Annotated in this window: 9 protein-coding genes; 6 read left to right on the forward strand and 3 right to left on the reverse strand. The window is 52.6% G+C overall.

Going from position 1 to position 13,875, the window contains the following annotated elements; translation table 11 throughout:
- Positions 1 to 846: 846 nt before the first annotated feature.
- The 3 genes from ilvD to N24_RS07040 all read right to left on the reverse strand — a co-directional run bounded on the left by ilvD (position 847) and on the right by N24_RS07040 (position 5,101).
- Positions 847 to 2,688 (reverse strand): dihydroxy-acid dehydratase, encoded by a 1,842-nt coding sequence (gene ilvD / locus N24_RS07030; RefSeq protein ID WP_096455569.1) that lies wholly within the window; start codon positions 2,686 to 2,688, stop codon positions 847 to 849.
- A 128-nt stretch (positions 2,689 to 2,816) separates the two neighbouring features.
- Entirely contained in the window at positions 2,817 to 3,455 is a 639-nt protein-coding gene (locus N24_RS07035; protein WP_096455572.1) for a PH domain-containing protein, read from the reverse strand.
- Between the two features lie 47 nt (positions 3,456 to 3,502).
- The gene (locus tag N24_RS07040) at positions 3,503 to 5,101 is read right to left on the reverse strand and encodes a mechanosensitive ion channel family protein (RefSeq protein ID WP_096455574.1); all 1,599 of its coding nucleotides are present in this window, start codon (positions 5,099 to 5,101) and stop codon (positions 3,503 to 3,505) included.
- A 427-nt stretch (positions 5,102 to 5,528) separates the two neighbouring features.
- Between N24_RS07040 and N24_RS07045 the strand changes: the two genes are divergently transcribed.
- The 6 genes from N24_RS07045 (at position 5,529) to N24_RS07070 (ending at position 13,834) form a co-directional block, all read left to right on the forward strand.
- The gene (locus N24_RS07045; RefSeq protein WP_096455576.1) at positions 5,529 to 7,388 is read left to right on the forward strand and encodes an acetolactate synthase large subunit; all 1,860 of its coding nucleotides are present in this window, start codon (positions 5,529 to 5,531) and stop codon (positions 7,386 to 7,388) included.
- A gap of 11 nt (positions 7,389 to 7,399) precedes the next feature.
- Complete coding sequence (ilvN, locus tag N24_RS07050; protein ID WP_096455579.1) at positions 7,400 to 7,918, forward strand: acetolactate synthase small subunit; 519 nt, start codon at positions 7,400 to 7,402, stop codon at positions 7,916 to 7,918.
- 178 nt (positions 7,919 to 8,096) lie between these two features.
- Positions 8,097 to 9,113: a ketol-acid reductoisomerase gene (gene ilvC / locus N24_RS07055; RefSeq protein ID WP_096455581.1), complete on the forward strand. Its 1,017-nt coding sequence runs from the start codon at positions 8,097 to 8,099 to the stop codon at positions 9,111 to 9,113.
- A gap of 156 nt (positions 9,114 to 9,269) precedes the next feature.
- Positions 9,270 to 10,196: a cation diffusion facilitator family transporter gene (locus tag N24_RS07060; RefSeq protein ID WP_096455583.1), complete on the forward strand. Its 927-nt coding sequence runs from the start codon at positions 9,270 to 9,272 to the stop codon at positions 10,194 to 10,196.
- A gap of 15 nt (positions 10,197 to 10,211) precedes the next feature.
- Positions 10,212 to 12,029 (forward strand): GmrSD restriction endonuclease domain-containing protein, encoded by a 1,818-nt coding sequence (locus tag N24_RS07065; RefSeq protein WP_096455585.1) that lies wholly within the window; start codon positions 10,212 to 10,214, stop codon positions 12,027 to 12,029.
- Between the two features lie 59 nt (positions 12,030 to 12,088).
- Positions 12,089 to 13,834 carry a cell wall-binding repeat-containing protein gene (locus N24_RS07070; protein ID WP_096455587.1) on the forward strand — a complete coding sequence of 582 codons (1,746 nt, stop codon included), beginning with the start codon at positions 12,089 to 12,091 and terminating at the stop codon, positions 13,832 to 13,834.
- Positions 13,835 to 13,875 lie beyond the last annotated feature (41 nt).

The following is a 13,875-nucleotide window of genomic DNA, read 5'->3' on the forward strand; positions in this document are numbered from 1 at the left end:
TTGGGGTTCTTTGTGTGGCTTTTTGGGTAGTGGTGGTTTTCGGTGCTGTATGGGGCGTTAAGTTCGAGATCACGGTTTCGATTTCTTAAGTGCAATACCTTGTGCTCAATTTCTTGCGCTCAATTTCGCAAGTTCGATACCTTTAGGTTTTTGGCTGATTTCCTAACGGTTTCGAAAATAAGAAATTGAGTATGAGGTCTCGAAAGTGTGATCTCGAACTTAAGTAATGCAGAGACCAGCAACCCAGAGCTTCGTAGGTACTAACCTACGACTTCACGGTGACGACTTCACGTACTCAACTTCATACGACATCAGTCGTCGGGAAAGCCAGGAAAACCATAGCGAAGCCGTCCTATGAGAAGTTGAGGGCAAGAAGTCGCCTGCCGAGAAGTCGTCCTAGTGGAACACAGGCGTGCCGGAATGCTTCAATTGCTAACCTTCTTAAGGGCTTGCCCCCTAATTGCCTCCATAATCGCAATTATGTGCGAAAATTCGTTCCAATTCAGTGGCTCGCCACGGAAAGTAATCGAATATTTGCACGAATGGCGGCAGTTGATGCAAAAATTCTTTCGATTTAAGGCTTCATTAGTGCTATGTGAACGAATTCTTGATCAGTAAGCCTTCAGGTTTCACATCTGCCCCAAGAGTCCCAAAATTAACCACTCCCAGCGGCGCTTCTAAGCACCTAAAAAGCCCTCATCCATACTTTGACTCATCTGAGGAACTTCACCTCTTTAAATCGCCTGCCAACAAAAACCTGACGTAGGCCATTCCTCCAAAACGCACCCAAGCAAAAGCACCGGCTCCCAAAGTAGGGAACCGGTGCTCAAACTACGAACCTAAAGGTTAGTCAACCTGACGGACTGCGCCCTTGTCGGCAGAGGTGGCCATCTTTGCGTAAGCGCGCAGAGCCTTGGTGACTACGCGGTTACGGTTTACTGGCTGCCATGGCTTGTCGGATGCGTTCATGGCGTCGCGGCGGCGTTGGAGTTCTTCGTCGGAAACCTGAACTTCGAGCTTGCGGTTGTGGACGTCGATGGTGACGATATCGCCATTTTCGATCAATCCGATAACTCCACCGTGGGCAGCTTCTGGGGAGACGTGGCCGATGGACAGACCTGAGGATCCGCCGGAGAAACGACCGTCGGTGATTAGTGCACACTTTTTGCCCAGACCGGATCCCTTGAGGAATGCGGTTGGGTGGAGCATTTCCTGCATGCCTGGTCCACCGGATGGTCCTTCGTAGCGGACAACTAGAACTTCGCCAGCTTGGATGGTCTTGGTCAAGATGACGGAGACTGCTTCTTCCTGGCTTTCCACAACGCGTGCTGGGCCGGTGAAGTTCCACAGTTCTTCTTCGATGCCGGCAGACTTGATCACGGCACCGTCAGGGGAGATGTTGCCACGAAGCACAACGAGGCCACCGTCGGCGGTGTATGCGTGTTCGACGTCGCGGATGCAGCCCTTGGCAGCGTCGGTGTCGAGTTCATCCCAGCGGTTTTCGGTGGAGAATGCTTCGGTGGTGCGAATTCCACCTGGTGCGGCGTGGAAGAGTTCGATTGCTTCGTCGGTGGTGTTGCCAGAGCGGATGTCCCAGTCGCTGAGCCAGCTTTCCAGGTCGTTGGAGTGAACTGAGTGGACATCGGTGTTGAGTAGTCCGCCACGGTTGAGTTCGCCGAGCAGTGCTGGGATGCCACCGGCACGGTGAACGTCTTCCATGTGGTAATCGGAGTTTGGTGAAACCTTGGACAGGCAGGGGACTTGCTTGGAGAGCTCGTCGATGTCGGCTAGGTTGAAATCAACTTCGCCTTCTTGAGCAGCAGCAAGGATGTGCAGGATGGTGTTAGTGGATCCACCCATGGCCATGTCCAGTGCCATTGCGTTTTCGAAAGCCTTCTTGGTGGCAATTCCGCGAGGCAGGACGGACTCGTCTTCTTCGCCGTAGTAGCGGCGGCAAAGCTCGACTACGGTTTCGCCAGCTTTTTCAAACAGTGCACGACGAGCTGCGTGGGTAGCCAGGGTGGAGCCGTTTCCTGGGAGGGAAAGTCCGAGTGCTTCGGTGAGGCAGTTCATGGAGTTTGCAGTGAACATGCCGGAGCAGGAACCGCAGGTTGGGCAAGCGGATGCTTCAACGGCTGCTAGACCTGCATCATCAACAGCGTCGCTAGCAGATGCCGAGATCGCGGTGATCAGGTCGGTTGGTGCGTGGGCAACGCCGTCTACAACAACAGCCTTGCCTGCTTCCATTGGGCCACCGGAGACAAAGACTACGGGGATGTTCAGACGCATTGCTGCATTGAGCATGCCCGGGGTGATTTTATCGCAGTTGGAGATACATACCATGGCGTCAGCGGTGTGAGCGTTGACCATGTACTCGACGGAGTCGGCGATGATTTCACGAGAAGGTAGGGAGTACAGCATGCCGCCGTGTCCCATGGCGATGCCGTCGTCGACAGCAATGGTGTTGAATTCCTTTGGAACGCCACCGGCTTTGCGCACTGCATCCGCTACAATGTCGCCGACGTTCTTAAGGTGAACGTGTCCGGGCACGAACTGGGTGTAAGAGTTAACAATGGCCACGATTGGCTTGCCGAACTCGTTTTCCTTGGTGCCGGTTGCACGCCAAAGGGCGCGAGCGCCAGCTGCATTGCGACCGACGGTGGTGACTTTTGAACGAAGTGGGATCATGATGCGCTTTTCAAATCTGCTCGTTAGAGCTGCGGGTGGTTGTCAAGAATCAACGGCACTGTAAAAACTTGGGTGAGCTTTTATAAGTGCGAAGTTTTGGACCTTTGGTTCGGACTGCTTTTTACACCTTAGTGTTGTGACGCTGGGTTATCACGATGTGGTGATTCCGAAATTGCTTCTTCGGTCTCTTGGGCTTCAACGTCTTTTGTTTCTGTTGTATTCCCGGTTGTTTCGTTGTCATCGAAGTTCAGCTGGACTGGTTTACCAAGTGCCTTTTGACGCTCTAGGTACTCTTCCTTGGACATCATCACTGAGTATCCATCTTCCTGCACCACAACGACCTTGCCGTCTGCTGCTTCCTGGCTTGCAGTAATTGCGTCAGGAATTCGGCCATAGGAAGCTTTTTCCAGGCGGGGGAGGGAGTTGAAGGTAACTCCAGGGAGGGTGACTTCAGAATCGGAGGTGGTGCGGGCAAAAGTGCGGGCACCTTTGAATCCGATTCCGGCGAGGTCTTCCCAGGCCACAACCTTTTTACCTTTGAAGGCGTAGTTTGCGGTAATGCCCTGTTCATCAACAATCGTGGATGATTTTAGGACCCAGTAGATGAAAATGAGGGGAAGTGCGAGCAGCCAAAATAGGTATTGGGGTGCTGCGCCGATGACGAGTAATGAGATCAGGCCAAAGACGATTGCGCCCAAAATGTGGGTGCGTTCTGGGTGAAATTTTTCTGAAAGCTCCACTGATGCCTTTTCTGCGTCTGAACTCATAATTCCTCATAGTAGTAAACAAATGGGACACGACTGTAATCAGTGTCTTACTGGGTGGGCGTTGGCTCGGTAGTTTGCTCAACCGTTGCCCTTGATTCTGGGGTCTGCGTCTGCGACGCAGTCGTCGACGGCCAAATTGGATTATCCTGCTGCGTCTCTTCCTCGCTTGGCTCAGTGGTTGCGGCTGATTGAGGGGTTACGGTTTCAGGGATAAAGGTTTCAGATTGCGTTTCGACGCTTGTTTCCATCGGTGGCGTATCTATTGGCGTGGGTTCTGTAGTGAAGTTTTCTGTCACTGGTGCCGGGGTTTCTTCAGTGGTCGTTTCAGTGGTGGTGGTTGTGCTTGGTGAGAACCATCCGCTGGAGTTTTGCCAGTTTTCACTTGGTTCCACGGTCATCACCTTAAACAGAGATAACAACATCAAAGCGCCGAGCAGCAAGGTTGTGCTCATGCGGGTTCGCCCACCGAGCGATAAAATCTTTTGCCAACGCTTTGGATAATAATCGGTGCGGAAAAAGCCTCTTAGAGAGTGATCATCTTTGTTGGTGTCTGGGGTTTCATCCTCAGAAAGTTCTTGCTCCATAACGTCAGAGTCAAGGGCCTTTTCTGGATTTCCGGCACTGATTACTGTGTTTGCATCGTCGTCGCTAGACGACGATGCAGCAAGCGATGCAACCGTCGCGGCAGCCTCCGGCTTCGGTTCCTTGAGGGCGTGGGGGGAGGCGTCGACAAGCGAAGTATTTTCCTCGTGGGCAACGGTGAGGGAGTCGATGACGGTGCCCGAGGTCGTGGTGGCGCTGCCGTATTCTTCCCAGAATTCGCTGATGATTTCGGTGCGGATGGCGCGTTCGACAAGCCATTGATTACCTGCGGTGACTTGAACGAGGAAACGCATGGTGACCATCCACGGCATTCCCACCACGGTTGGCGGGGTGACGGCGGTGGCAGGATGCACGTCCAACTCGCCCAAGATCTCTGGAGCAATGTCTTTTTGCGCAAGAGCCCTGCGGGTGGCAGCTTCTGAGCGTGCGATGACATCAGTGATGTTTTCCGAGCCAAGCATCGGAATTGGAATGACAACAACCGCGCGCGACCAGTTGTTGGAATTATTGATGCACACCTTCGCCGTGGAGTTTGGAATGATCACTGTTTCCTGCGCGATTGTGCGAATCTTTGTTGCACGCATGGTGATCTCAATGACGGTGCCTTCAACGACGATGCCATTGCCCTCAAAGCGCACCCAGTCGCCGACACCGAACTGCTTTTCCGTAAGGATGAAAAACCCTGCCAAAAAGTCAGCAACAATAGATTGAGCACCCAAACCAATGGCAGCGGAAGCAATGGTCGCGGGGATCGCTGCGCCTGCAAGTGAGAATCCAAAGGCCTGCATCGCCGAGACAGCGAGGAGGAAAAACGCCACGATTTGTGCGATGTAGACACCCACGCCGGCGAATGCGAGCTGATTCTTTGTCGTATCAACGTCTGCCGCTGACTCCACACGATGCTTGATAAAGCGCATTGCTAATCTGCCAATGCGCGGTACTAAAAAGGCAAGAACCAGGATGATTGCTAAATCAAAACCTGTATCAACAATCCAATTCCACCATGTGTAGAGGAGATAACCAATGGGTACACCTAAAATCATGTCCCCAGGCTAGCGCTGAAATGTGGTGAGATGCTGGTTGGAAATTGTGAGAATCCTGATTGATTTGCAAAGGTGGGGGAGTTTTGGGGGTGAAGAATTACTGTGCCATGTGGAATTGGAATGTTGATGTGTGTAGCATGACACACCATGACCATTCTTCGACTTGTAGTAGTAACCGCGCGGCGCCTGCCGTAACGGCCTTCCAAGTCGTCTCGTCAAGCGCCCTCGACAACACTCACCACAGTGTTGGACCGAGGGCTTTCTTGTTGGTTATGACCCAAGTAACCAACATTGCAACAGACATCTGTCGCACTGCGTGCACACGCATCCGCGTCGGAACAATTTAAATAGGGGATTCGTGCTTAGTCTTTTGGACAAAGCGCAAGTTTCCGTAAAAATCCTTATGTAGTAAAGGAGCCAGAAAGTCGTGAATGTGGCAGCTTCTCAACAGCCCACTCCCGCCACGGTTGCAAACCGTAGTCGGTCCGCCGCCCCTGAGCGGATGACAGGCGCACAGGCAATTGTTCGATCGCTCGAGGAGCTTGACGCCGACATCGTGTTCGGTATTCCTGGTGGTGCGGTGCTACCCGTATATGACCCGCTATATTCCTCAAAGAAGGTTCGCCACGTACTGGTCCGCCACGAGCAGGGTGCTGGACACGCAGCAACTGGCTACGCGCAAGTTACCGGCCGAGTTGGAGTGTGCATTGCAACGTCCGGACCAGGTGCAACAAACCTGGTTACCCCGATCGCCGATGCAAACTTGGATTCCGTACCAATGGTTGCCATCACCGGTCAGGTTGGCAGCAGCTTGCTCGGCACTGACGCTTTCCAAGAAGCCGATATTCGTGGTGTCACCATGCCAGTGACCAAGCACAACTTCATGGTCACCAACCCCAATGACATTCCACAAGCACTTGCTGAAGCATTCCACTTGGCCATTACTGGACGCCCAGGACCCGTCTTGGTGGATATTCCCAAGGATGTCCAAAACGCTGAGCTTGATTTCGTTTGGCCTCCAAAGATCGATCTGCCAGGTTACCGACCAGTCACCACCCCACACGCTCGACAAATCGAGCAGGCAGTAAAACTGATTGGCCAAGCCAAAAAGCCCGTCCTTTACGTTGGTGGCGGTGTAATCAAGGCTGATGCACACGAGGAGTTGCGTGCATTTGCTGAATACACTGGAATTCCAGTTGTTACGACCTTGATGGCACTGGGCTCCTTCCCCGAGTCCCACGACCTTCACATGGGTATGCCAGGCATGCACGGTTCAGTGTCTGCTGTTGGTGCACTGCAGCGAAGCGATCTGCTGATTGCAATTGGTTCTCGTTTTGATGACCGTGTGACCGGCGACGTTGATTCCTTTGCACCTGATGCCAAGATTATTCACGCGGATATTGACCCTGCTGAAATCGGCAAGATTAAACAGGTAGAAGTCCCAATCGTTGGCGATGCCCGCGAAGTTCTTGCACGCCTGTTGGAAACCACCAAGGCAAGCAAAACTCAGTCTGAAGATATCTCTGAGTGGGTTGATTACCTTAAGGGTCTAAAGTCACGTTTCCCACGTGGCTACGATGAGCAGCCAGGCGATCTGTTGGCACCACAGTTTGTCATTGAGACTTTGTCCAAGGAGGTCGGACCCGACGCAATCTACTGCGCCGGCGTTGGCCAGCACCAAATGTGGGCAGCTCAATTCGTTGATTTTGAAAAGCCACGCACCTGGCTGAACTCAGGTGGACTAGGCACCATGGGTTATGCAGTTCCTGCAGCTCTAGGGGCAAAAGCCGGAGCTCCTGACAAGGAAGTCTGGGCAATTGACGGCGATGGCTGTTTCCAGATGACCAACCAGGAACTCACCACCGCGGCAGTTGAAGGTTTCCCCATTAAAATCGCACTGATCAACAACGGAAACCTGGGCATGGTGCGCCAATGGCAGACCCTGTTTTATGAAGGACGGTACTCAAATACTAAACTTCGTAACCAGGGCGAGTACATGCCCGACTTTGTAACCCTTTCTGAGGGACTTGGCTGTGTTGCCATCCGCGTCACCAAAGCGGAGGAAGTACTGCCAGCCATCCAAAAGGCTCGAGAGATCAACGACCGCCCAGTAGTCATCGACTTCATCGTTGGTGAAGACGCACAGGTGTGGCCAATGGTGTCCGCTGGATCATCCAACACCGATATCCAGTACGCACGAGGCCTACGCCCATTCTTCGACGGCGACGAATCAGCTGCAGAAGACCCTGCAGATATTCATGCATCAGTTGAATCGACCGAGGCATAAGGAGAAAAAAGATGGCTAACTCTGACATCACCCGTCACATCCTCTCCGTTCTGGTTCAGGACGTCGACGGAATCATTTCCCGCGTATCAGGAATGTTTACCCGACGCGCATTCAACCTCGTGTCCCTCGTGTCCGCAAAGACCGAAACACATGGCATCAACCGCATCACGGTTGTTGTCGACGCCGACGAGCTCAACATTGAGCAGATCACCAAGCAGCTCAACAAGCTGATCCCGGTGCTCAAAGTCGTGCGACTTGATGAAGAGACCACTATCGCCCGCGCAATCATGCTGGTTAAGGTCTCTGCGGACAGCACCAACCGTCCGCAGATCGTTGACGCCGCGAACATCTTCCGCGCCCGAGTCGTCGACGTGGCTCCAGATTCTGTGGTTATTGAATCCACAGGTACCCCAGGCAAGCTTCGTGCTTTGCTTGATGTGATGGAGCCATTCGGAATCCGCGAACTGATTCAATCCGGTCAGATCGCGCTCAACCGTGGTCCTAAGACCATGGCTCCGGCCAAGATCTAACAGCAATTAATCTGATTGCACCTGCCACACCATTGTGACTAGCCAAACACAAGCTGATTACATGTGTGTGGTAGAACAATAATGTAGTTGTCTGCCCTAGCGAGCGACGCTCCCACGATTTAAAGTGGGGCAGACATCTTTTCACCAAAATTTTTTACGAAAGGCGAGATTTTCTCCCATGGCTATTGAACTGCTTTATGATGCTGACGCTGACCTGTCCTTGATCCAGGGCCGCAAGGTTGCCATTGTTGGCTACGGCTCCCAGGGCCACGCACACTCCCAGAACCTCCGCGATTCTGGCGTTGAGGTTGTTATCGGTCTGCGTGAGGGCTCCAAGTCCGCTGAGAAGGCAAAGGAAGCAGGCTTCGAGGTTAAGACCACCGCTGAGGCTGCAGCTTGGGCTGACGTCATCATGCTTCTGGCTCCTGATACCTCCCAGGCAGAAATCTTCACCAACGACATTGAGCCAAACCTGAACGCAGGCGACGCACTGCTGTTCGGCCACGGCCTGAACATCCACTTCGACCTGATCAAGCCTGCTGATGACATCATCGTTGGCATGGTTGCGCCTAAGGGCCCAGGCCACTTGGTTCGCCGTCAGTTCGTTGACGGCAAGGGTGTTCCTTGCCTCATCGCAGTTGATCAGGACCCAACCGGAAACGCACAGGCTCTGGCACTGTCCTACGCAGCTGCAATTGGTGGCGCACGCGCTGGCGTTATCCCAACCACCTTCGAAGCTGAGACCGTTACCGACCTCTTCGGTGAGCAGGCTGTTCTTTGCGGTGGCACCGAGGAACTGGTCAAGGTTGGCTTCGAGGTTCTCACCGAAGCTGGCTACGAGCCAGAGATGGCATACTTCGAGGTTCTTCACGAGCTCAAGCTCATCGTTGACCTCATGTTCGAAGGTGGCATCAGCAACATGAACTACTCTGTTTCTGACACCGCTGAGTTCGGTGGCTACCTCTCCGGCCCACGCGTCATCGATGCAGACACTAAGTCCCGCATGAAGGACATCCTGACCGATATTCAGGACGGCACCTTCACCAAGCGCCTCATCGCAAACGTTGAGAACGGTAACACCGAGCTTGAGGGTCTTCGTGCTTCCTACAACAACCACCCAATCGAGGAGACCGGTGCTAAGCTCCGCGATCTGATGAGCTGGGTTAAGGTTGACGCTCGCGCAGAAACCGCTTAAGTCTAGTACTTAACTTAACTAAAGGCATTTTTCGGATTTTTATCCGAAAGATGCCTTTAGTTTTTGCCAAGAGTGGGATTTTAGGGGTCAACCTACCACCACCCCCTTATTTTCAATAAGCTTTCAATAAGATTGCAAGTGTGCTTAGCTGGGGTCATGGAAAACCACGATCACCATTCGCATAGTCATGGGCACTCACATGACCACTCCCACGCTCCCAGCTCCCTCAGGGCCCTTTTTGCGGTCATCATTTTCACCTCCGTCATCTTCTTTGCGGAATTAATCGCAGGCCTTATTTCTGGATCTTTAGCATTGCTTGCAGATGCCATGCACATGCTGTCCGATTCCACTGGATTGATCATTGCAGCAGTAGCCATGCTCATTGGACGTAAAGCCAAGACAGACCGCGCCAGCTACGGGTATAAGCGCGCAGAGGTCTTGGCAGCCATGGTTAACGCAACTGTTGTCACAGCACTTTCAGTATGGATCGTTGTGGAAGCCATCATGCGTTTGGGTAAAGATATTGAAATCCAGACCAACCTGATGCTTATTGTTGCCGTTATTGGATTTATCACCAACGGAATTTCAGCGTTGGTGCTCATGCGCCATCAGGACGGCAACATTAATATGCGTGGTGCCTTCCTCCATGTGCTCAGCGACATGTTGGGGTCCGTTGCTGTGATTGTTGCTGGTTTGGTGATTCGCTACACCGGGTGGATGCCGGCCGATACAATTGCTTCGATTGCGATTGCTGCGATTATTATTCCTCGCGCATTCAGCCTCCTGAAGGAAGCTCTCAATATCCTGTTGGAGCGTGTTCCTACCGGCGCGGAGCCTGCAGAAGTCGACGCAGCACTTCGTAAGGTCCCAGGTGTCAGCGATGTCCACGATCTCCACATTTGGAGCATTGATGGAAAAGAAATCCTGGCCACGGTGCATTTAGTGGTGGATACAACTTCAACTCAGTTGCACAGCTGTGGCGTGTTGGATCGGGCAGAAGCGGAACTATCCAAACTTGGCATTTTTCATTCAACGATTCAATTGGAAAGTGTAGATCACAGCAATCATGAAAGTGTGTGCTGATATATAGTAACTGCCATGGGGTTTTCCACACCAAGCTATCCGCTAAATGATCTCTTCGCCCGCATTGACCGAGGCGATATCCAACTTCCTGATTTTCAACGGGATTACGCTTGGGATGTTGATCGCATCCGAAGCCTTATAACCACTGTTCTTCGTGGTTTTCCAGTCGGAGTGTTTATGGCACTTGACACCCGTGGCGAGGAAATGCGTTTCCGGCCACGGCCGCTAGCCGGCGCCCCAGATACGGGCAAGGACCCAGGCTTATTGCTTCTCGACGGCCAGCAGCGGTTGACTACTCTTTATCATTGCTTCAGCGGTGACGGTTATGTAAACACGGTGGATTTCCGATCAAAAAAGGTAATCCGCAAGTTTTATATCGACGTTGCCAAGGCAACTGAATCTCCGGTTATGCCCGATGAAGCTGTGTTCTCAGTTGATGAAAACGGTGAAATTAAGTCCCACTTTGGTCCTGTTGTTGAGGGCGGCATCGTTGATTTAGAAACCGCATTAGAAAACGGGTGCCTTCCTGTTTCAGTGCTGCTTGATGATAGAGGCACGGATTTCCTTTTTGATTTGGCAGATGTCGCTGGAGAAGGTGCTCGTGAACACGCCAAGCGCTTCCAATCGCACATTGTTAAATCTTTAGTTAGCTATGACATTCCGATGATCCGCCTTGATCGTGAGACCGCAAAGGGTGGAGTGGGCTCGATCTTTGCCCAAGCAAACAGCTCGGGATTGCAGATGGATGTCTTTGATCTGCTCACTGCTGTTTTTGCTGCCGACGAATCCGTTGGCACCGAGTTTTCCTTGCGTGATGATTGGGCACGGATCGAGCGTCACCTGCGCCAACACCCAGCCCTAGACGGTATTGGCAGTACTGAATTTCTCACGGCAGTGTCTTTGCTGGTCAGTGCCCGAAAAGGTCACGCCTCTGGGTACCGTGAGGACATTTTGAATCTGACTCTGGCGGAATACATTCCAGCTGCAGAGGAAATGATCAAAGGTTTTGATGAAGCAGCAGAGTTTTTGCGCCAAAGGTGCATTTTAAGCTTGGACCAAGTTCCTTATACCGCGCAGATTGTTCCGTTGGCTGTTATCCTCACGTTGCTTGACGCTGAAGAGCTAGCAACAACACGTTCTTGGGATCGGTTGAACCAGTGGTTCTGGAGTGGTGTGTTGGGTGAGCTGTATGGTTCCCCAGCCGTAATCGCACGTTCTGGACGCGATACAGATCAGGTGACAGCGTGGATTCGTGAGGGCGCCGGCGAGACCGCAGTTGTGCCTAAAACTATCCGCGATACCGTCTTCCATGAATCACGTTTGCTTAGTGCTACTGAAGACACCGGTGTGTGGAAGGGTATTTTTGCTCTGCTCATGGGCAGGGGAGCACGCGACTGGCGCACTGGTCAACAGTTTGATCGCTGGACTTTTGATGAATTGGGATGCAATTTCCACCAGATCTTCCCCACCAAGTGGTGCAAGGAACGTGGACTTGATCCGGTGCTGACAGAATCCGTATTAAACCGCACGCCCATGGGACGCCGTACGGAAGTGGTCATCGGGGACACCCCGCCATCTCGGTACTTGTCGAGGGTGCAATCCAAATCGCTGATGGGTGATGAGGAATTTGATCAGATGCTCGATACCCACCTGTTGAGTGCTGAAGATTTGCACAGCTCCAACACCACGCATTTCTTTGCTGATCGCCGCAAGAACTTCATCGAAATGGTGGAAGATGCAATCGGCAAGCCGGTAGTCAGGGACGTTAATGAAGCAGATCTGACTGGTGGACATGATGGTCCGGACGCCTTCGGGGGCACCATCGAGGAGTGATGTCCACCTCCTCGGTTAGGATTGTGCAAAACAGTAGGTCTTAGGAAAAGGACAACCATTTGGCACATCTAAAATCCCCGGCTCGTCGCATCATTGCAGCAACCACTTCTGCGGTGGTGGCGCTTGGTTTAGTGTCCTGCTCAACCAGCACTGACCAAGAAGGCGCCACGGGCGCTGCGGAGGTGACGGCGGATGGCGCGTCGACAAGCGAAGTTGTAGACAATTCGCCCTACCGCGAGGCGCGTGCGGAAAACGTCGCGCGCGTGGTGTCGGAGGATTTTCCGGATAGCCCGACGGTGATTAGTGATACCGGCTATTCCGGAGTGAAAACCAGTGAGTTATTTTTTGATGACTCCGATATTGTTGTCGTTTCTGGCGCTGGGATTGCTGAGGAATTACGCGCGGCATCCATCGGTGTGGTGGCGCACGCGCCAGTTTTGCATGCGCCAGGCGGCAACGATGCCGAGGTAACCGCAGAAATTGAGCGGCTGGGGGCATCAACGGTGCTGCTCGTTGGTTCAGCGCTACCGGACCTGGCTGAAAATGACGTGATCACCAAAATCATCCACGATAACGGTACCGAGGAAGGGCTTGCGCAGCTCACGGCATTGCAGTTTGAAACCAAAGAGGTTGAAACAGTTGCAGATGTTGTGCGTGAAACCTCAACATTGACCCCGGATGAGCAAACCCTATTGGTGCCATCGTGGGGTGGAGTCAAAGCCTCATCGACGGATGAAAAGCTTGACGCGTTCCCATTGCAATCCAAGCGTGATGGGGAAATGTCGCCTATTGTTTTAGCCAGCCCAGAAAGTGGCATTTCTGCTGTTGCTACTGCTCGCGCGTATGGTGCCGAAGTCCGATTCATGGATTATCCAGACCCACGGTTCAACCAAGACCAGATGAAGATGGTTGCGGGACTTGCCGATAAACCCCTGTTGGCTTTAGGAGATCAATTCGGTACCGGGGAACAATTAGCTGCCAAAATTAAGCGTGGGGAAGAAGTCACCACAGAACTCCCCGGCGGTGGAGGGTTAGTATTCCCAGGCCGACGCATGGTTGCCTTATACGGCCACCCATCCGGCCCAGCTTTAGGTGCCATGGGTGAACAACCCGCAGCAGAAGCCGTTGTGCGGGCAACTGACCTGGCCAACCAATACCAACAATTTGAAGATCAGCCAGTTATTCCAGCCTTTGAGGTAATCGCGACGGTCGCTTCCGCATCCCCAGGAGATGACGGCAATTACTCCAATGAATTCCCAGTGGAAGACTTGGTCGAATACGTTGATGCCATCACCGACGCAGGTGGCTACGCGGTTTTGGATCTCCAACCAGGTCGAGCGAGCTTCCTCGAACAAGCCAAACTGTATGAAGAACTGCTCAAACGCCCAAACGTTGGATTAGCATTGGACCCTGAGTGGAAAATCGGACCCGATGAGCTACCAATGACACGTGTTGGATCCTCCGATGCCTCGGAAATCAATGAGGTCTCCCAATGGTTGGCCGACCTCGTAGCTGAGAACAAACTGCCACAAAAAGCGTTTGTTCTCCACCAATTCCAGATGCAAATGCTAGGCAACAGGGATCAAATAAACACCGATCACCTGGAATTGGCATTCGTTCTTCATGCAGACGGTCACGGCAGTCCAGGGGATAAGTACGCCACCTGGAATATGCTGCGCGAAGGTTTAAGTCCAGATTTCTTCATGGCGTGGAAAAATTTCTACGACGAAGACTTCCCAACTTTTACCCCACAGCAAACTTATGAAGAGGTTGATCCTCGTCCGTGGTTTGTGTCTTATCAGTAATGTTTGTGTGGGCTTATTGGTTTTTTTCAGTAGGTCCCGCG

The sequence above is a fragment of the Corynebacterium suranareeae genome (assembly GCF_002355155.1).
In the GTDB taxonomy this organism is placed as follows: domain Bacteria; phylum Actinomycetota; class Actinomycetes; order Mycobacteriales; family Mycobacteriaceae; genus Corynebacterium; species Corynebacterium suranareeae.